The organism is Streptomyces sp. WAC 06738 (genome assembly GCF_003945505.1).
Taxonomy (GTDB): domain Bacteria; phylum Actinomycetota; class Actinomycetes; order Streptomycetales; family Streptomycetaceae; genus Streptomyces.
The window spans coordinates 3,474,367-3,493,444 of sequence record NZ_CP029618.1 but is presented as its reverse complement, the minus strand read 5'-3'; the positions used below and the strand labels follow the sequence as shown (position 1 = coordinate 3,493,444).

General features: G+C 74.4%; 17 protein-coding genes. 8 read left to right on the top strand and 9 right to left on the bottom strand.

Annotated features, from left to right (window positions below):
- Positions 1–334: 334 nt before the first annotated feature.
- Positions 335–2,536, top strand: a complete 2,202-nt coding sequence (locus DMB38_RS37485) for a tetratricopeptide repeat protein (protein WP_125935616.1) — start codon at positions 335–337, stop codon at positions 2,534–2,536.
- On the opposite strand, the gene DMB38_RS14975 is transcribed toward DMB38_RS37485, so the two are convergent.
- Both DMB38_RS14975 and DMB38_RS14970 read right to left on the bottom strand, forming a co-directional pair.
- Positions 2,466–3,353 (bottom strand): carbohydrate kinase family protein, encoded by an 888-nt coding sequence (locus DMB38_RS14975; RefSeq protein ID WP_164716002.1) that lies wholly within the window; start codon positions 3,351–3,353, stop codon positions 2,466–2,468. The two genes, DMB38_RS37485 and DMB38_RS14975, sit on opposite strands and share 71 nt — an antisense overlap.
- Before the next feature lie 239 nt (positions 3,354–3,592).
- A complete protein-coding gene (locus DMB38_RS14970) occupies positions 3,593–4,471 on the bottom strand; it encodes a LysR family transcriptional regulator (protein ID WP_125935614.1) in 879 nt (292 codons plus the stop codon).
- Positions 4,472–4,546: 75 nt separating this feature from the next.
- On the opposite strand from DMB38_RS14970, the gene DMB38_RS14965 reads away from it, so the two are divergent.
- Entirely contained in the window at positions 4,547–5,212 is a 666-nt protein-coding gene (locus DMB38_RS14965) for a dihydrofolate reductase family protein (protein WP_125935613.1), read from the top strand.
- Here DMB38_RS14965 and DMB38_RS14960 read toward each other — a convergent pair.
- Genes DMB38_RS14960 through DMB38_RS14950 form a run of 3 tightly spaced genes read right to left on the bottom strand, consistent with a single transcriptional unit; the run spans position 5,175 to position 7,799 of the window.
- Positions 5,175–5,921 carry a YoaK family protein gene (locus DMB38_RS14960; protein ID WP_240662242.1) on the bottom strand — a complete coding sequence of 249 codons (747 nt, stop codon included), beginning with the start codon at positions 5,919–5,921 and terminating at the stop codon, positions 5,175–5,177. The two genes, DMB38_RS14965 and DMB38_RS14960, sit on opposite strands and share 38 nt — an antisense overlap.
- Positions 5,918–6,367, bottom strand: coding sequence for a heme-binding protein (locus tag DMB38_RS14955; RefSeq protein ID WP_125935612.1), 450 nt, complete (start codon positions 6,365–6,367; stop codon positions 5,918–5,920). The genes DMB38_RS14960 and DMB38_RS14955 overlap by 4 nt, the downstream gene beginning before the upstream one ends.
- 10 nt (positions 6,368–6,377) lie before the next feature.
- On the bottom strand, positions 6,378–7,799 hold the full coding sequence (locus DMB38_RS14950; protein WP_125935611.1) for an aldehyde dehydrogenase family protein: 1,422 nt from the start codon (positions 7,797–7,799) through the stop codon (positions 6,378–6,380).
- A 201-nt stretch (positions 7,800–8,000) separates the two neighbouring features.
- Between DMB38_RS14950 and DMB38_RS14945 the strand changes: the two genes are divergently transcribed.
- The gene (locus DMB38_RS14945) at positions 8,001–9,818 is read left to right on the top strand and encodes a helix-turn-helix domain-containing protein (RefSeq protein ID WP_125935610.1); all 1,818 of its coding nucleotides are present in this window, start codon (positions 8,001–8,003) and stop codon (positions 9,816–9,818) included.
- A gap of 11 nt (positions 9,819–9,829) precedes the next feature.
- Here the strand turns inward: DMB38_RS14945 and DMB38_RS14940 are convergent, their stop codons facing one another.
- The 3 genes from DMB38_RS14940 to DMB38_RS14930 form a co-directional block, all read right to left on the bottom strand.
- Entirely contained in the window at positions 9,830–11,176 is a 1,347-nt protein-coding gene (locus DMB38_RS14940; RefSeq protein ID WP_240662240.1) for an MFS transporter, read from the bottom strand.
- An 86-nt stretch (positions 11,177–11,262) separates the two neighbouring features.
- Entirely contained in the window at positions 11,263–11,673 is a 411-nt protein-coding gene (locus DMB38_RS14935; protein WP_125935609.1) for a RidA family protein, read from the bottom strand.
- 106 nt (positions 11,674–11,779) lie between these two features.
- On the bottom strand, positions 11,780–13,429 hold the full coding sequence (locus DMB38_RS14930; protein WP_125935608.1) for a gamma-glutamyltransferase: 1,650 nt from the start codon (positions 13,427–13,429) through the stop codon (positions 11,780–11,782).
- Positions 13,430–13,719: 290 nt separating this feature from the next.
- On the opposite strand from DMB38_RS14930, the gene DMB38_RS14925 reads away from it, so the two are divergent.
- The 5 genes from DMB38_RS14925 to DMB38_RS14905 all read left to right on the top strand — a co-directional run bounded on the left by DMB38_RS14925 (position 13,720) and on the right by DMB38_RS14905 (position 18,323).
- Entirely contained in the window at positions 13,720–15,345 is a 1,626-nt protein-coding gene (locus tag DMB38_RS14925) for a hypothetical protein (protein WP_125935607.1), read from the top strand.
- Between the two features lie 129 nt (positions 15,346–15,474).
- Positions 15,475–16,200, top strand: a complete 726-nt coding sequence (locus DMB38_RS14920) for an iron-containing redox enzyme family protein (protein ID WP_125935606.1) — start codon at positions 15,475–15,477, stop codon at positions 16,198–16,200.
- 84 nt (positions 16,201–16,284) lie between these two features.
- Positions 16,285–16,725, top strand: coding sequence for a Rieske 2Fe-2S domain-containing protein (locus tag DMB38_RS14915; RefSeq protein ID WP_125935605.1), 441 nt, complete (start codon positions 16,285–16,287; stop codon positions 16,723–16,725).
- A gap of 3 nt (positions 16,726–16,728) precedes the next feature.
- Entirely contained in the window at positions 16,729–17,991 is a 1,263-nt protein-coding gene (locus tag DMB38_RS14910) for an FAD-dependent oxidoreductase (protein ID WP_125935604.1), read from the top strand.
- Between the two features lie 2 nt (positions 17,992–17,993).
- Entirely contained in the window at positions 17,994–18,323 is a 330-nt protein-coding gene (locus tag DMB38_RS14905) for a non-heme iron oxygenase ferredoxin subunit (RefSeq protein WP_125935603.1), read from the top strand.
- A gap of 269 nt (positions 18,324–18,592) precedes the next feature.
- Here DMB38_RS14905 and DMB38_RS14895 read toward each other — a convergent pair whose 3' ends face one another.
- On the bottom strand, positions 18,593–19,045 hold the full coding sequence (locus DMB38_RS14895) for a protein-tyrosine phosphatase family protein (protein WP_125935601.1): 453 nt from the start codon (positions 19,043–19,045) through the stop codon (positions 18,593–18,595).
- Between the last annotated feature and the right edge of the window lie 33 nt (positions 19,046–19,078).

The following is a 19,078-nucleotide window of genomic DNA, read 5'->3' as shown; positions in this document are numbered from 1 at the left end:
CCCGCAACAACGGGCGGGGCACCGCTCAAGGCGGCTGACAATCCCCTGGTTGCGGGCGGTGCTCTGTGCGACAGTCGCACAGGAGTCGTAAGCCGTGTATGCGACGTATGCCTGAGACGGTGAGCGTGCCAGTCACTCATTCGAGTGCTGGCAGTTGCCAGAGGGATATGCCACCCCAGGTGTGGCTACAGTCGGATTCGATCTTGACGACCCTGGGGGTATCCGGATGCCACCGTCCGACGGTCATGCGCCTTGGGGGCGGAGTGACACGCGCAACGATCTCTCCGGGACCGTCCACGGGCCCAGTCTTCAGGCGGCCACCATCCGCGGGGACGTGTACCTCGGTGCCGCGCAGCGGCAGCGGCCGCCCGTTCCCCGGCAGCTTCCGCCGCGGCCCCGGTACTTCACCAACCGCGAGGCGGGGCTGGAGGCGCTCGACCTCGCGCTCGCGCGGGCGCGCAGCGAGGACTCCTCCGCGCTCGTCTCCATCAGCGGGCTGCCCGGGGTGGGGAAGACGTCCCTCGCGCTGTCGTGGCTCCACCGCCGCAGCGACGACTTCGCCGACGGCCAGCTCTACGCCGGGCTGGAGGGGCACCGGGCAGGCGAGCCGACCAGTCCCGCCCACGTGCTGCCCCGGTTTCTGCAGGCGCTCGGCGTGGCTCCCGAGCACGTTCCCGTCGACCTCGCCGGGCAGATGGCCCACTTCCGTACGGTCACGGCCGGCAGACGTATCGCCGTCCTCTGCGACAACGCCCTGTCGGCGGCCCAGATCCGCCCCCTGATGCCCGCGTCCGCGGGCAGCGTCTGCGTGGTGACCAGCCGGTGGCATCTGCGGCCCCTGGTGCTGGACGGCGCGGAGTTCGTGCGGCTCGATCCGCTGGACACGGATTCGGCCATGGAGCTGCTGGGCAACATGGCCGGGCACGATCGCGTCGCGGCCGATGCCGCCGCCGCCCGCGAGCTGGTCCTCTCCTGCGGCCGCTTCCCGCTCGCGGTCTGCGTCAGTGCGGCGCTGCTCGTCGCCCGGCCCGGCTGGAGCGTGGCGACGGCGGTGACGGGCCCCGCCGTCGGATCTCATCTCACGGAAGCGGACGAGGAGGTATCCATGAAGACCAGACTCGACGAGGTGTACACGGCGCTCCCCGACGACGCCGCGCGGCTCTACCGCCGGATGGGCCTGCACCCCGGCAGCGAGTTCGACGTGGGCGTCGCGGAGGCCGCCGCCGCCGTACGTCCCGAGATCCCCGCGCCGGCCGCCAGCCTGGCGACCCTGGTGCACGCCAACCTCCTCGGCATGGACCGCCCCGGCCGGTACCACTTCCACGACCTCATCCACGAGCACGCCAGGCACCGGGGCGAGGCGGACGACGACCTCGACCTGCGTGCGGTGACCGAACGGCGGATCATCGACCACTATCTCGCCACCGCGGACAGCGCCGATCACGTCGTCTATCCCCAGCGCCGGCGCCCGGCGCCGGAATACCGGTTCCCGCCGGAGGAGAGCCGTACGTTCGCGGACTTCGCCACCGCGCTCGGGTGGTTCGAGACGGAACTCGGCAACCTCATGGCCGTCCTGCGGCTCGCCTCGGCGCGCGGTCACGACGCAGCCGCCTGGCAGATCGTGGACGCCATGTGGGGTGTGTTCATCTACGCGCGCTACCACCGCGACTGGATCGCCAGCCACCGGATCGGCGCCGAGGCCGCCCGGGCGTGCGGTCACCGCCTCGGCGAGGCGCGGCTGCGGACCGGCCTCGGGGTGGCCCTGCGGGACACCGGCCGGTACGAAGACGCGCTCGTCGCCTTCGGCCAGGCGCTGGAGCTCCGCCGCGAGATCGGCGACCGCAGGGGCGAGGCGCTGGTCATGCACAACGTGGGCCTCGTCCACCTGCAACAAGAGGAACTGGACCGGGCGGGCGAGCTGTTCCGTACCGCGCTCGCCATCCGGGAGGACGTGGGGGACACCCGCGGGACCGCGCGGGAGCACTCCGCCATCGGCGAGGTGGAAAGCCTCCTCGGGCACCATGACGACGCCATCCGTCATCTCACGCAGGCCATGGACCTGATCGAGGGGACGGCGGACCTCAACTCCGAGATCCCCGCGCGCCGCCGCCTCGGGCAGGCGTATCTGCGCGCCGGCGACCGCCCGGCCGCGCGCGCCCACCTCGAAACCGCGCTGTCCGAACTCCGGGGCGCCGGCGCGGTCTTCGACGAGGGCACCCTGCGCGAGATCCTCGGAGAGATCGCCGAGCAGGAGGGGAATCCCCTTTCGGCCCGGGGCCACTACGCCCGGGCCGAGCAGGTCTACCGCAAGCTCGGCGCCCTCCCGCACGCGGAGCGCGCCGCCGGACACCGGCGCCGCCTCGATCCCGACGCCGGTCCCCAGGCCGATCCCGGCGCCGATCCCGGCGCCGGGCCGGACGCACCGCGGATCCCGCGCCGGCGCCGCACTGACGCCGGGCGCCGCGCTAGCGCCAGGTGCCGACCCGCGTACGCAGCGGGTAGACCCTGCGCAGAGCGGCCAGTTCCCTGTCGGTGAGGAAACCCTCCGCCGCCGAGTCGGCCCCGACCTTCCAGCCGGCGAAGAGAACGGCCGACTCCAGCGCCTCCACCGGCTTGCCCGAGGTGAGCCAGCCGTGCAGGAAGGAGGCGAACAGCGCGTCCCCGGCGCCGTCCGTGTCGCGGACGGGCCGCGGCGTGACGGCGCCGATCTCCACCAGCCGTCCGTCCTGGAGCCCCATGACGCAGCCGTCCTCGCCGCGTCCCACCGCGGCGATCCGGCATCCCGGGTAACGGCGGAAGACCTCCCCGATCCACTCGGCGCACGTGCCCGGCAGCCGCTCGTGGCTGCAGAAGAGCACGTCGGCCACCTCCAGCCACGGCCGGTGGCTCTCGTCGTCCAGATCGGCCGACACATGCAGGTCCACGGCCACCGGCAGCCCCAGCAGTTCCTTCGCCGGCCGCAGGAAGGGCTCGCCGAACGGCCGGTTGGTGATCACCGCCAGATCCGCGTCCACCGCCTGCTCGATGAAGCGCTCCATCGGATAGTCGCCCGAACCGCCCACGGCCCAGGCGTTGCGGGCCACGCGCCCGCTCGGGTCGGTGAGGATCATGGTCTTGGCCGTCTCCGCCACGTCGACGACTCCCCGTCCCTTCAGTCCCCGCCGCTCCATGGCCTCCCGGATCACGGCTCCGGCTTCGTCGGTTCCCACGAGCGTGCAGACGTGTGCCTCACTCCCCAGCTTCCGTAACGCGCCGGCGACGTTGTACGCACCTCCCACGACGGTGCAGCGCATCCATGAAGCGCTGCGGTACGCGCTGTATTGCAGCGGAAATTCCTCGACGGGCGCAGTCATCGCCAGCCTCGTCATTCCCACGATGACAAACCGCGGCATAGTCGATCTCTTCTCCCCCAGATTGCGGCATCGGGCCGGGTATCCGGCCCGCGCAACCGAGTCTGCGGGAGGTGACCAGAGTGTTTCCTTGCAGCCCGCATGCAGAATTGCTGCAGGCCCGCCGTGACGCCCGTAGAACTCCCTCGCGAGAGGAAGGAGTTCGCCGCCGAGGCGGTGATATGGAGACGTTCGGGTCGAGACTACTGTGCCGTGAGTTCCGCCGCTGCCATGTGAAGTGCTTCCACGAGCGCCGTCGCACCCGGCGGGTCCGGCGGGTCCCCGTACGTCGCCGCGTAGATCCGGCGCTCCGCGCCCGGGATCTCCGTCGCGTGGATTCCCTCCCCCCGGTGGGCCGCGAGGGCCAGGCCCGGGAGGGTGGTGACGCCGATACCCGCCGCGACGAGGGCCTGGACCACGACCATGTCGTCGCAGAACGAGTCGATCCGCGGGGTGAAGCCGTGGGTCGCGCATATGGCCCTCAGTTCGTGCCGGCAGCGTTCGCAGCCGCCGATCCACGGCGAGCCGCGGTGGTCGGCCACGCTGTCGTCCGGGCGCCGGCTGATCAGGTGGACCGGGTCGTCCGCCACGTGGACGAGGCGGAAGCCGTCGTCCTCCAGCGGGGCGTGGGCGTAGCGGAAGACGAGGGCCACGTCGGCGTCTCCCCGGCGGAGCATCTGCAGCGCCTCGACCGGGTGGCGGTCGGTGATGCTCAGTGCCAGGCCCGGGTGGGCTTCGGCCAGCGTGCGGGCCGCCCTCGGGACGATCGTGCTGAGTACGGAGGCGTTGGCGGCCAGGCGTACGCGACCGGCGCGCAGGCCCACCTGGGCGGCGAGTTCGCCGGCCGCCGCATCGACGCGGCCGACGATCTCGGCGGCGCGGCGGGCCAGCAGTGCGCCTTCCGGCGTGAGGCGGATGCCGCGGCCCGTGCGCTGGACGAGCTTCGCGCCCGTCGCCGCCTCCAGCCGGGAGAGGTGGTGGCTCACCGACGGCTGCGAGTAGTGGAGTTCACGTGCGGCTTCGGTCACCGAGCCGTGGTGTGCCACCGCCGCGAGCACTTTGAGATGGACGAGGTTCAGCACTCATCAAGAATATTGATGTGATCTTCGATGTTCTGGCATTGGACGTCATTCCCCGGTCCCGGACATGCTCACCCCATGGCCAACCTCAGATGTCACATCTCCCTCTCCCTCGACGGCTACGTCGCCGGACCGGACCAGAGCGTCGAGAACCCCCTGGGCGTGGGCGGCGAGGCCCTGCACGACTGGGTCGTGCCGCTCGCCGGCTGGCGCGAGGCGCACGGCGGCGAAGGCGGTGAGGTCAACGCCAGTTCGCAGGTCTTCGCGGAGACCGTCGAGAACATCGGTGCCGCCGTCATGGGCCGCGGCATGTTCGGGCCCATCGGCGGCGGTCCCTGGGCCGAGGACGAGCAGTGGAACGGATGGTGGGGCGACGAGCCGCCGTACCACTACCCGGTGTTCGTCGTCACCCACCACCCGCGCCCGGCCGTCGAGATGGCCGGCGGGACCACGTTCCACTTCGTCACCGACGGCATCGAGTCCGCGCTCGCGCAGGCGAAGGAGGCGGCGGGCGGCAAGGACGTGATGCTGTGGGGCGGCGGCCGGATCGCCGGGCAGTATCTCTCGGCCGGCCTGCTCGACGTGCTCGAACTGCACGTCGTTCCCGTCCTCCTCGGCGGCGGCTCCCGCCTCCTCGACGGCGTGGACGTCAGCCGCGTCCGTCTGGAGCAGGTCCGCGCCGTCGAGGGGGAGGGGGTCACGCACCTCAAGTACCTGGTTCATCCCGTACGTTCCGGCGGCTGACCCGGCCGTACGCACAGCGCCATCGCCCCCGCCGTCGCCACCAGCAGCGGCACCGCCGCCGCCCTCGGCGCGTACGCCAGCAGCACCCCGCCGAGGAGGCCCCCACGAGCAGCGCCGCCAGGACCGCGGTGCGCAGGGCCGCGTGCCGGCGGTCGCCCTGTGCCAGGCCGGAGATGAGCGACGTCAGGGTGCCGGTGACGAACGTCGTCGTGATGCCCGCCCGGTCGAGCCCCCGGGCCGCCGCCGTCTGTACGCCCATCGCCGTCGCCGACGCGGCGATCAGCCCGGCGCCGGCGGCGGTCCCGGGGGCGGCGTCCGTCGCGACCCACCCGGCGAGGAACACCGCGTGCAGCGCCAGCCCCGCGCCGAGTACCCGCGCGGAGCCGGCGGGGCGGGTGCGCAGCAGGCGGAAGCCCGCGAGCATGCCGAGGGCGAAGCCCGCGAACGAGGCGGTGCAGCGCAGGACGTCGCCGCGGAGCACCTCCTGCCACGACTCGTCGGACGTGGCCGCCATGCCGACGAGCACCAGGTTGCCCGTCATGTTCGCGGTGAACACCCCGCCCAGGCCCAGGAACGAGATCGCGTCCGTGATGCCCGCCGTGACGGTGAGCAGGATCAGGGCCGTGTCCGTGCGGAGGGTGGCTCCGCGCCGGTGCGAGACGGCCGCCGGGCGGGCCGCCGCCGTCGTTGTCGCCGCTGTCGTCGTCACGCCGCCCCGGTCGCCACCTTCCGCTCGAACGCCGCCAGCGCCGCCGCGCCGACCGCCTTGTCCTGGTCGCCGTTGCCGCCGCTCACCCCCACCGCGCCGACGACCTCGCCCTCGTACACGATCGGGAACCCGCCCACGAACGCCGCGAAACGTCCCGGGTGCATGTGCTGGATCCCGAACGCCTCGTTCCCGGGCAGCGCCGGGCCCTTCGGCTCCTCGTTGAACAGGTGCGTCGCCCGCTGGTGTCCCGCGGCCGTGAACGCCTTGGCGATGGCGATCTCCACGCCCGTCAGCCGTGCGCCCGTCATGCGGTGCAGGGCGATCGGGTGGGCGCCGTCGTCGGCGATGCAGATGGTCTGCCTGACGCCGATCCGCGCGGCCTCCGCCTCGGCGGCTTCCAGCATGACCAGGGCGTCTTCCAGGGTGAGCCGGTGGATCTTGTGCATGGGAGTCTCCTCAGTACGCGCAGTACACGGTCTTCGTGTCCGTGACGAACTCCAGCGCCGTCCGCCCCCCTTCGGGGAACGCGCCGGAGCTGGACGCGCCCCAGCCGCCGAAGGGCGGTGCGACGCCGTTGCCTGTGGTGCGTTCGTTCACCTTCACGACCCCGCAGCGCGCCGCCCGCAGGAAGCGGTGCGCGGTGCCGAGGTCGCGGGTGTGGATCGCGGTGACGAGCCGGTGCGGGTCCGCGTTGATCGCGGCGAGCCCTTCCTCGGGCCCCTCCACCGGGACCACCGACAGCAGCGGCCCGAACAGCTCGCCGGTGTTCACCGGATGGTCCGCCGGTACGCCGGTGAGCACCGCCGGCAGCACCCAGTGCCCCGCCGGATCCGCCCCCGGCGCCAGCGACCCGCGCCCCGCGACGACGGCGCCCGCGGCGACGGCCGAGTCGAGCAGCCCCGTGAGGCGGGCGCGCTGCCCGGCGGTGGCGGCGGGGCCGATGTCGGCGCCGGGGTCGTCGCCGCGCCCCGCGGTGAGCTTCGCGGCCCGCTCCGCGAGCAGCGCGGTGAACTCCGCCGCCACCGGCCGCTCCACCAGCACCCGGTCCGTCGCCGTGCACACCTGGCCGGTGAGCCCGAAGGCCCCGGCCGCGACCTCCGCCGCCGCGCGCGGCAGGTCGGCGTCGGCGCAGACCAGGGCGGCGTTGTGGCCGCCCAGCTCGAACTGCACCCGGGCCGCGGGCCCGACGGTGCTCCGCAGCGCCGCGCCGACCCGGTCGGAGCCGGTGAACGTCACCGCCCGTACCTCCGGGGCGCCCGCCAGCGCCGCCATCGCCGCCGGCTCGTCGCCCTGGACGACCCGCAGCACCTCCTCCGGCACCCCGCCGCGATGGCAGGCCGCCGCCAGCCGCGCGCCGACGCCGGGCGTGACCGGCGATGGCTTGAAGACGACGGTGTTCCCGGCGGCCAGCGCGGGGGCGATCTTCCGGGCGGCGAGCGAGACCGGGAAGTTCCACGGGGTGATGGCGACGACGACGCCGAGGGGCACGCGCAGCGTCCAGGCCGCGACACCCGGGCTCTCACCGGGGTACGTCGCCCCCTCCACCAGGTACGCGAGCTGCGCCGCCAGCCGGAACTGCTCGACGGTCTTGGCCACCTCGCCGCGCGCCGAGCCGAGGGTCTTGCCCTCTTCGCGGCAGATCAGCAGCGCCAGCCCCGCCGCGTCCGCCGCCAGCTCCGCGGCGGCGCCGTGCAGCGCCTCGGCGCGGCGCCCCGCGGGGGCGGCGGCCCAGCCCTCGAAGGCCCGGTGCGCGGTGCGTACCGATTCGGCTGCCTGCGCGGGAGCGGTGGCCGCGACCTCGGTGACGGTCTCGCCGGGGGACGCCGGGTCGGTGGAGCGGAGCACGGCGGGGGTGGCGGTGGGATCCGGGGCCGTCATCGCCGTGCTCCCGGCCGGGCCGGTTTGCCCGGACTCTGGTGTGCAAGTGCTTTTCTCGACAAGATGACCTCCACGTCCTCATCGGCCGGGCAGCGCGTCGTGGTTCCCGTGACGTTCCTCGTTCCTCGTCCCTAGCTTTGGCGTTTCCGGCCGAGGCGGCTTCGTACAATCCGCACCATCGCCGCAGGAGGATGTAGGCAGATGGCACACGACACATCGCACAAACTGCACATGACGGTGGAATCGCTGCTCGCCGAGCCCGTATTGCGCGGGCGGCTGCTGGGCGGCAAGGCCGGGCTGCGCCGCGAGGTCACCTGGTGCCTGCCGCTGGCCGAGCTGCCGCCGCCGCCCGGGGCCGACCGGCCCGCGGCCGGCGAGGATCTCGCGGGCATCGCGGTCTACGCCCCGGCCGCGGAACTCGTCGCCGCCCCCGACTCCCGCCGGCTCCTCTCCGGCCTCGCCGCCCGCGGCGCCGCCGCCGTGCTGGCCCGGCTCCAGCAGGGCAGCGAACCCGACCTCGGCCCGCTGATGCGCGCCGCCGACACCGCCGGGCTGCCGCTGGTGCGGCTGGCGCCCGAGGCGGACTACCACCGCGTGGGGCGGCTGGTGGCGGTGAAGTCGATCGCCGACACGGCGCACGTGCTGGAGTACAGCGTCCGCGTCCACCGCACCCTCGGCGAGGTCTTCGCCTCCGGCTCCGGACTGCCCGCGCTGGCCCGGTCGATGGCCACGCTCTCCGGCGGCTCGGTGCTGATCCTGGACCGCGGCGGCGAGCTGCTGGCCCGCGCGGAGCGCGACCGGGCGGCCTCCGACGCGGAGTGGCAGGAGCTGGCGGACGCCGTCCACGCCAAGGCGGGCGGTGGCCGGCCGCAGGCGCCGCGCACCGGGCACCACCACGTCGCGGCCCGCGACCTCGACGTGGCGGCGCCGTGGGGCGAGCGGCTGCACGTGGTGTGCGCGCCGGTGGGCGTGGCGGGGGAGCCGTACGGGACGGTGGCCGTCGTCGAGCCGGTGCTCGCGCCGGAGTCGCACGCGCTCGCGCAGCACCGGGTGATCGTGGAGCAGGGCGCGCCGCTGGTGGCGTCCGAGATCCTGCGGCAGCGGTCGGTCACGGAGGCGGAGGAGCGCTCGCGGGACGACTTCCTGGACACGCTGGTGCACGGGCGGTTCACGGACGCACACGAACTGGAGGCGCGGTCGCGGCACTACCGCTTCGACATGGACGCGCGGCACGCGGTCTTCGTCGTCGCCATGCCGGCGGCGAGCGCGGCGCGGGCGCAGGCGGTGCAGCGGGCGGTCGCGGGGGTGGCGGACGCGGCGGGCGGCGGCGGGGGCGGCGGCACCGGCGGTACGGACAGGGCGGTGGGGGCCGCGCCGGGGCACGGCAAGGGATTCACCATGGCGACGCTGATGGGCCGGCTGCTGGTCGTCGTCGCCGAGTTCGCGGCGGCCGATGCCGCGGCGCCGTTCGACGCCCAGGCGGAGAAGACGGCGCTGCAGCGGTACGGGCGGTGGCTGCACCGGCTGGTGACCGGCCGGGCGGATCCCGGCGCGCAGATCGCGTACGGCCGGGCGGCCACGGGCGCGGCGGGGGTGGCGGCGAGCTTCCGCGAGGCGCGGATCACCCTGGAGCTGTCGGGGCGGGTGCAGGTGCCGGAGGTGTGCGGATACGCGGAGCTGCGGGTGTTCGCCGCGGTCGAGGAGGCGGCGGCGAGCGCGCAGGGGCGGGAGTTCGCCCGCGAGGTGCTGGAGCCGCTGCGCCGCGCGGACGGCCAGACGGGCAACCTGGAGCAGGTCGTGCTCGCCTACATCGCCGAGTCGGGCAACCTCAACGCGGCGGCGCGGCGGCTCCAGCTCCACCGCAACACGATGCTCTACAAGCTCGAACGGGCCTCGCGGGCGCTCCAGATGGACGTACGGTCCGCGGAGACGCAGTTCACGGTGTGGCTGGCGCACCGCATCCAGACGCTCAACGACTCGCTGCGGGTGCTCCAGGCCGAGCTGTCACCCCCTGCGTAACCCCGGGGCCCTCAGCGGGTACGTACCGGAAGCTGCGGCTCCGGCACGGCCGTGGTGTCGGGCTGCGGGTCCTTGCCGGCGAAGGAGAAGACGAACGCCGCCGCCGCCAGGGCCGCGCCGGTGCCGAAGACCCAGACCAGCCGCTCCGGTTCGGTGCCCAGCAGGGCGACGGAGGCGGTGCCGAGGGCGGTGGCGCCGAACCGTACGAGGTTGAAGAGGCCGAGACCCGCGCCCGTACGCCCCGCCCGGGACCGGGACGCCCCGGTCGCCGCCGGGGTCTGGATGAACGCCACCCCCGCGCCCAGCGCCAGCAGCGCCGCGACCAGCGGCGGGGCCGCCCCGTGCCACCCGGCGACGGCGGCGAGCGCGCCGAGCGCGGCGAGCAGCGTCAGCAGCCCGCCGCGCATGGCGGCCCGGCCGCCGAACCGCTCGGTCGCCCGCCCCGCGACGGGCGCGAGCGACGCCATGGCCAGCGGCAGCGCCAGGACCACGAGACCGGTGGTGCCCTCGGGCATGCCGTGCGTCTCGACCAGGTACACCGGCGCGGCGAGCAGCGTGGCCCCCAGCGCGTACATCTGCGCGGCGGCGGCGAACGAGGAGCGCAGATACCGCACTTCGACCAGGTGCCGGGGGCGCAGGAACGCCGCGGGCCGGCCCCGCTCGACCAGGAGGAACGCGGCCAGGCAGAGCAGCCCGCCGCCCGCGAGCCCCCACACGGCGGGGGAGCCGATGCCCTGCGACGGCACCGCGGAGGTCGCGGTGAGCAGCAGGGCGGCGCCGCCGGTGACGGTGAGCGCGCCGCGCCAGTCGAGGCGGGTGCGGGCGGGCGGTTCCGGCGGTTTGGGCAGCAGCAGTCTGCCGCCGAGGACGACGAGCGCCGACAGCGGCACGATCTGCCAGAACACCGCGCGCCAGCCGAGGAACTCGGCGAGCAGCCCGCCGGTCGTCGGCCCCAGCGCCTGCCCGGCGCCGTTGGCCGCCGCCCACAGCGAGAGCGCCCGCCCGCGCCGCCCCTCCCCGAGCACCTGCACCACCAGCACCATCACCACGGGCAGCACGGGCGCGGCGGCGAGTCCCTGGAGCATCCGGAAGGCCACCAGCACCGGCAGGCTCGGCGCCAGCGCGGCCCCGGCGGAGCCGACCAGCACGCCGGTCATCGCCCAGCACAGGACACGGCGGTGCCCGAACCGGTCGCCGAGCCAGCCGGAAACGGGCATGAGGGCGGCGAGGGTCACCGGGAAGGCGGTGGCGACGAGCACACCGCGGCTGAGGGGGGCGTCGAGGTCGGCGAGGATGGAGGTCATCGGGACGTTGACGACGGTGTTGGCCATCGTGGTGGTCACGGTGGCGGTCAGCACGGGCAGCAGCCCCCACCGGCTAGCCCGCGTCGCCCCCGCGGGGCGCTTCCGTCCTTCCGACCTGCGGCGCCACGCGCGGACGGGCTTCATGGGTGTACGGCCGCCGTCAGTTCGACCTCCACCGGCGCCCCCGACGGCAGCGACCTGACCCCGATCGCCGACCGCACCGGCAGCCCCGCCGCGGGCGCGGCCCCGCGGAGCCCCGCGGTGGCGCCGTCCGCGACGGCCGACAGGTCGGTGAACCCGTCGACGCACGCCACGTACACCGTCATCCGCAACAGCCGCCGCAGCCGCGCCGCGTCGCCGTCCAGCGCGGCGACGATCGCCGCGACGGCGTTGCGCGCCGCGAGCCCGGCGGCGTCGAAGGCCACCGCGGGCGCGACGTCGCCGCCGACGAGGCCGGTGACGGTCAGCCGTCCTTCGACCCGCGGCGTCATCCCCGCGCTGAGCGCGAGCCCGCCGTCGACGACGGCGGCCCGGTAGTCCCCCTGCGGCACGGGCGCGGCGGCTCCGTTCCCGGTTCCGCCGGGCGCCCCCGTTCCCGTACGACCCGACTCGCCCGCCTCCGGCGCCGCACCGGCGGCTCCCGGCACCGCATCCCCCTCAGACACCGAGCGCCACCCCGTCCTGCCGCGGGTCGGCGCCGCCCAGCAGGCAGCCCCGTTCCCGGTCCGCCGTGATCACCATCGCGCTGCCGCCCCCGCCCCACGGCCCCGCATCCGTCACCGCGTGCCCGCGCTCCCGGAGCCCCGCCAGCACCTCCGCGCCCAGCCGCGACTCGCACCGCAGCTCCTCCGGCTGCCCGAGGACGTCCGCGTCGCTGCCCGGGTGGATGAAGAACCGCGGTGCCTCCACCACCGCCTGCGGGTCCATCCCGTGGTCCACCAGGTGCGAGACGAGCTGCGTGTTCCACTGCACCTGGCCGTCGCCGCCCGGGGTGTTCCCGACGTGCTCCAGTCCTCCCGCCGCGTCCGTGACGACCCACGCGTTCAGCGTGTGCAGCGGCCGGCGGCGCGGCCGGACCGCGTTGGGGTGGCCGGGTATGAGATACGCGCCGCGGCCCAGCCGGTTGTTGAGCAGCACGCCGGTGCCGGGGAGCGTGACCTTGGAGCCGAAGGTGAACGCCAGCGAGTGGATGTAGCTCACCGCGCGTCCGTCCGCGTCCACGGCGGCCATCGAGGTCGTGTCGCCGTCCGCGGTCCCCGCTCCGCCCGGCGGCGCCTCGCCGCGCGCGAGGCGTTCGCGCGCCGCCGCGACCGCGGCCGGCGTCAGCGTCTCGCGCCACACCTCGGTGTCGCTCGCGCAGCGCCCGACGCGGTCCGCGAAGGACAGCCGGGCCGCCGATGCCAGCAGGTGCACGGCGTCGGCGCCGAGCGGGGCGAGGTCGCCGAGGGTGCCGTCGCAGAGGGCGAGTTGCTGGAGGGCCATCCAGCCGGGGCTGGGGGGCGGGGTCTGGTGCACGGTACGGCCGCGGTAGGCGGTGCTGATCGCCGGCTGCGGTGCCACGTCGCCGCAGAGCGCCCATTCCTCGCCGCTGAACGGCGCGCCGGCCGCGCGCAGGGCGGCCACCGCCCGCTCCGCGAACGCGCCGGTGTAGAAGGCGGCGGGGTCCGCGGCGAGGGTGCGTATCGTCGCGGCCAGGTCGGGCTGCGCGAGCCGGTGGCCGACGGCGGGCAGGCGGCCGGCGGGCAGCAGGTTCCGCAGCGCGTCGGGGTCGGCGGCGAGGAGCTGCCGGACCTCCGCGATGTCGCCCCGGGTCTTCGCGGTGCAGGGCAGGCCGCCCTCGGCGGCGCGGGCGGCGGGGGCCCACAGCTCGGCGAGTTCGCGGGTGGCGCCGGTGGCGTGCAGGGCGGCGAGGGCGGCGGGCGCGCCGGGTACGGCGACGGAGAGCGGTCCGGCGAGCGGCACGGCGTCGTGGCCCTGGGCGGCGTAGAAGTCGAGGTCCCCGCCGTCCGGACCGTAGCCGCTGCCGCAGACCGTCCACACCCGGCCGTCCGGCTCCCGTACGACGGCGAAGGCGTCGCCGCCGACGCCGCACTGGCCCGGCAGCGCGAGCCACGACATCGCGGCCATCGCCAGCGCCGCGTCCACGGCGTTGCCCCCGTCGCGGAGCACGGCGGCGCCGGCGAAGGTCACGGCGGGGTGCGCGCTGGCGGCCATGCCGCCGGCGGAGAGCACGGGGGTACGCGGCGGGCGCCGCTGCTCAGGCTGCTGCTGGACGGACGGCTGCTGCGACTCGTACGACTCGGCCATACGGCGAGTATCCGCCCGGCCGATCCGAAGATCCATGTGCAATCTGCCCCCGGATCCGGCGACCGCCTTGTGCGTACCGCACATTCGGGACCCCCGGCAACGGCCGGGACCCCGCCGGGAAACGACGCGGAAACTCCGGGGTCTTCCCGCCCGCACAGTGCACAAATAATGTGCCGGACAATGTGCACCCTCCCCCTGTGGCCTGGCAGAAACGGTCGCCAGAGTGCCGCACAACCATCGGACTTCGGTAGTCCGGCAGCAGTGCCGGGCGCCGGGTAGGGAGTGCGGACGTGGAGCTTACTGCTGCGCACTGGACGTATCTCGCGGGGGTTGTCGTCATCATCGGCGTGATGATCGCGCGGCGGAATGTCGTCGTTCCCGCGGTCGTCGCGACCTTCTTCACGGCCTGGTTCTACAGCGGCAGCCTCGTCAAGGGGCTGGCCGCGATCTTCTCCGCGAGCCTCACCGCGGCCGGGGAGCTTTTCAGCATCTTCCTCATCATCGCCCTCATCACCGCGCTCCTCGGCGCGATGCGCGCGATGGGTGCGGAGCGGCGCATGGTGGTGCCGTTCCGGGCGCTGATGCGCAACGGGCGGATGGCGTTCGTGGCCATCGCCGGCGTCACGTACTTCATCAGCCTCTTCTTCTGGCCGACGCCCGCCGTGCCGCTGATCGGCGCGATCCTGCTGCCCGCGGCGATCCGGGCCGGGCTGCCCGCGATCAGCGCGGCGGCGGCCATCGCCATCGCGGGGCAGGGCATGGCGCTCTCCAGCGACTACGTGATCCAGGTCGCGCCGGGGCTGTCCGCGAAGGCGGCGGGCGTGGAGACCTCCGCGGTCGCGGACCGGGCGATGGTGCTGTCGGTGATCACCGGGGTGGTGGCGCTGACGCTCGTGTACCTGAAGGGGCGGCGCTCCTTCGGCACGGTGAGCGAGGAGCACCGACTGCGCTGGGAGGCCGAGGCGGAGGCGCTGTCGGCGGACGGCGGGGGAGTGTCCCTCGGCGGTACGGAGCCGGGGCGCACGGCGCGTACGGCGGCGGCGTCCGGCGGTTCCGCGGGGGCGGCGACGAAGCTGCTCAGCCCGCCGGGGGGCGCGGGCCCAGGCGGCAGCGGAACCGATTCCGCTACGGACCCGGGCGCCGGTTCAGGCCCCGGCCCCGGCACCGGTGCCGGCCCCGACGCCGACTCCGGCGGCACCCCCGGCGAACCCGTGCGCCGCTCCCGCGCGTTCGCCCTCATCGTGCCGCTGACCTTCGCCGCCATCGTCGGCTACATGCTCCTCGGCAAGTTCACCGGCGTCGTCACCGAGGTCCAGGGCGGCGAGGCCGCCGGGCTCGTCGGCGGCGTCGCGATGCTGCTGCTCTTCGCCGCCGTGTTCTGCTGCGACGGCAAGGAGGGTCTCACCACCGCCGCGGATCACGTCGTCGACGGGCTGGTCTTCGCGTTCAAGGCGATGGGCGTCGTCGTGCCCATCGCCGGCTTCTTCTTCCTCGGCAACGTCGACTTCATCACCGAGATCACCGGCGTGCAGGACGACAAGCCGCCGGCGCTCCTCTTCGACCTCGTCACCGCCGTCGACCAGTACATCCCCGACATCGGCTTCATCGTGGCGTTCGCCATCCTCGTCATCGGCATGATCACAGGACTGGAGGGCTCGGGCTTCGCCGGCCTGCCGCTGACCGGCTCGCTCTCCGGCTCCCTCGGCCCGGCCGCGGACGTCGACCCGGCGACGCTGGCCGCCGTGGGGCAGATGGGCTCGGTGTGGACCGGCGGCGGCGTGCTCATCGCGTGGTCGTCGCTGCTGGCGGTCGCGGGGGTGGCGCGGGTGCCGGTGCAGGAGGTCGTCCGGCACTGCTTCGTGCCGGTCGTCGCCGGCCTCGTGACGGCCACGGCGCTGGCGACCGTCCTCTTCTGACGCCCACCCGCGCCCGTACCCGGCACTGTGCACAGAGATTCCGCACACGCCTGTGCACAAACACCATCCTCGACTCCCCCGCATGCTCCCTACTTTGGTGACACACGGACCGCGGAAAGGACGCAGCAGATGACGGAACTGCTCTCTAGAGACGAATTCCGCAGCGCGCTCGAAGAGGCCATCAAGGGCCGCGAGGCGAAGAACGCCTCCTTCAGCACCGCGTGGGCGGAAGGGCAGCTCAAGCGCGAGCACTTCGCCCGCTGGGCGGAGAACCACTACCACTACGTCGGCCCGTTCGCCGACTACCTGGGGTACATCTACGGAAACACCCCGGACGAATTCACGGGCGCCAAGGACTTCACGCTCCAGAACATGTACGAGGAGGAGCTGGCGGACATCCGCCACACCGACCTCCTCATCCGCTTCGCGGAGGCGTGCGGCACCACCAAGGAGCGCATCGAGGACCCCTCGAACATGAACCCCGTCACCCGCGGCCTGCAGTCCTGGTGCTACGCGGTCGCCATGCGCGAGCACTTCGTGGTCGCCACCGCCGCGCTCGTCGTGGGCCTGGAGTCGCAGGTGCCGAGCATCTACAAGAAGCAGATCGTGCCGCTGCGGGAATCGTACGGATTCACCGAGGACGAGATCGAGTTCTTCGATCTGCACATCACCTCGGACGTGGTGCACGGCGAGCGCGGATACCAGATCGTGCTCGACCACGCCGACACCCCGCGGCTCCAGCAGCGGTGCCTGCAATTCGTCCGCTGGGGCGCGGAGATGCGCTACTCGTACACCCAGGCGCTCTACGACCACTACGTGAGGCCGGACCTGGAGCCGGCCGCGGCCGCCGCCTGAAAGGACCGCGGGCCGGCAGACGGCGGCGGCCGGACGCGACATTCCGGCCGCCGCCGTCTCTTCATATCCGGAGGAGCACAGCACATGTCCGAATGGACGCGGGTCGCCGACCTCACCGACGTGAGCCGGCGCAGAAAGAAGCTGGTGGCGCTCGGCGAGGAGCGGGTCGCGCTCTTCTACGCCGACGGCGAGGTGTTCGCGTTCCGCGACGCCTGCGTGCACAAGGGCAAGTCGCTGGCGCGCGGCACCGTGCTGCACGGCCGGGTCGTCTGCCCGGGGCACCAGTGGGCGTTCGACCTGCGCACCGGGCAGGCGGACGACCGCGAGGAGTGCCAGCCGCGGTACGAGGTACGGGTCGCGGACGGCGGCGTGTGGTTGCGCCCGGCGGCCTTCGCGGGCGCCGCCGCGACCCCCGCCTCCGTACCCGCCGCCGCACCCGCCACGCCGGCGAACTCCGCACCCTCGTCCGCCACTCCGCCGTCCGTCCCGTTCCCGGCCTCACCCACCGCCGCCACCCAGGAGTGACCCATGCCCGACACCCCCAGGAGCGTCGTCGTGATCGGCGCCAGCCAGACCGCGGCCGTCGCCGCGCGCACCCTGCGCCGCCGCGGCTTCGACGGCGGCATCGTCCTCGTCGGAGACGAGCCGCACGCCCCGTACCAGCGCCCCCCGCTCAGCAAGGAACTGCTGGAGGGCGCCGCCGACGACGCCGACGCGGTGCTGCTCTCCGAAGAGTGGTGCCGCGACAACGCCGTCGAACTGCGCCTCGGCACCGCCGCCCGGCGCATCGACACCGCCGCCGGCGCCGTGGAGCTGGCCGACGGCACGGCCGTCCCCGGCGACCGGTTCCTCCTCGCCACCGGCGCGAGCGCCCGGCGGCTGCCGGGCGTGGCGGAGGACGACGAGCGGATCATCCACCTCCGCGGGCTGTGCGACGCGCTGCGGCTGCGCTCGCTGCTGCGCCCCGGCGGCCGGCTGGTGATCGTCGGCGCGGGCTTCGTCGGCTCGGAGGTGGCCTCGACGGCGCTGGCGCGCGGGGTGCGGCCGGTCGTCATCGAGCAGGCCGCGGCGCCGCAGGCGCGGGTCCTGGGCGAGGAGATGGGCCGTTTCTGCGCGGACGTCCAGCGCGCCGCGGGAGTGGAGCTGCACACCGGCGAGACCGTCGCGTCGGTACGGACCGGGCCGCAGGGCGTCGTCGTCACCACGGAGTCCGGGCTGCGCGTGGAGGGGGACGCGGTGGTCGTCGCGGTCGGCGCGGTCCCCAACACGGCGGTCGCGCGGGCCTCGGGGGTCGCGGTGGAGAACGGCGTCCTCGTCGACGAGCACTGCCGCACCAGCGTCCCGGGCATCTTCGCCGCGGGCGACGTGGCCAACCACCGGCACCCGCTGTACGGGCGGTGGGTGCGGGTCGAGCACTTCGACAACGCGAACAAGCAGGGGATGGTGGCCGCGAAGAACATCCTGGGCCGCACGGCGGTGCACGGGGAGCCGCACTGGTTCTGGTCGGACCAGTTCGGCCTCAACCTCCAGCACGCCGGGCACGCGCGGGCGTGGGACCGGCTGGTGGTCCGCGGCTCGGTGGCCGAGCGCGACTTCACGGCGTTCTACCTCGAAGAGGGCGTGCTGCGGGCGGTGTTCGCGGCGGAGCGCGGCGGGGACGTGATGGCGGCGAAGGAGCTGATCGCCCGCGCGGCCGCGCCGGACCCGGCGAAGCTGGCGGACGAGGACGTGGACCTGGCGGAGCTGGCGGAAGAGGCGGCGGCGGAGCCGGCGCTGGCGGGAGGGAACTGACGATGCCCGACACCGGGAACGCGACGTACGTCCGGGTCGCCCGCTCCGGCCAGGTCCCGGAGGGAGTGGTGCGCCGCTTCTTCGTCGGCGACACCGAACTGGCGGTCTCCCGCTTCGAGGGCGAGGTCTACGCGAGCGCCAACTACTGCACGCACCTGGCCTGCCACCTCTCCTCGGGCAAGGTCACGGAGGACGGGCTGCTCTGCTCCTGCCACGGCAGCGTCTTCGACTTCGCCACGGGGGAACCGCTGTCGCCCCCGGCGGTGAAGCCGATCAAGGTGTACGAAGTACGCGAGGAGAACGGGGAGATCCTGGTGGCGGGGCTGGAGTAGGAGGAGCGGCGCCGGTCCGGTCCGGGCGGAGCCGCGGACGCGGGCGGGCCGGAGGCGACCGTGCGCCGCTGTCCGGCCGGCGTGCCGCGGCGCTAGGCCCTGTCTGGCAAATAGCGCCGTCCGCCCTCTGGGCGGGCGTTGCGGCGTCTGGTGCGTGCGATCGCAAGGCGGAGGGTCGACCGCATAGTGGGCCTATTCGGTCGATCCCGACAACGCAGCGAGCGTGCGTGCCAGGCGTCGCGACGCAGGCGGGATTTGTCAGACAGGGCCTAGCGGGCCGACGCGCCGCGGCCCTCCGGGAAGCGGCTGACGTAGCGGCGCTGCCACGGCGTCTCCACGGCACGGCGGTCGTAGTGCTCCCGTACGTACGCCACCGCGCGGCCGGCCGGGACGCCGTCCAGCACCGCGAGGCAGGCCAGCGCCGTTCCCGTACGGCCCACCCCGCCGCCGCAGGCGACCTCCACCCGCTCCCGCTCCGCCCGCTCCCACGCCTCCCGCAGCGCCGCCTCCGCCGCGCCGCGGTCGGCCGGCAGCCGGAAGTCGGGCCACCGGACCCAGCGGCTCTCCCAGGCCGTCTCCGGGGCGGGGCGGCCCAGCAGGTACACCCCCAGGTCCGGATCCGGGCCCGCGGGCGCCGGCTTGCGCAGCCCGCGCCCGCGCACGTACCGGCCGGAGGGCAGCCGCATGACTCCGGCCCCGGTGGGCTCCCACGTCTCGCTCATACCGCCGAGCGTAGCCGCGGGAGCCCGTCCGCC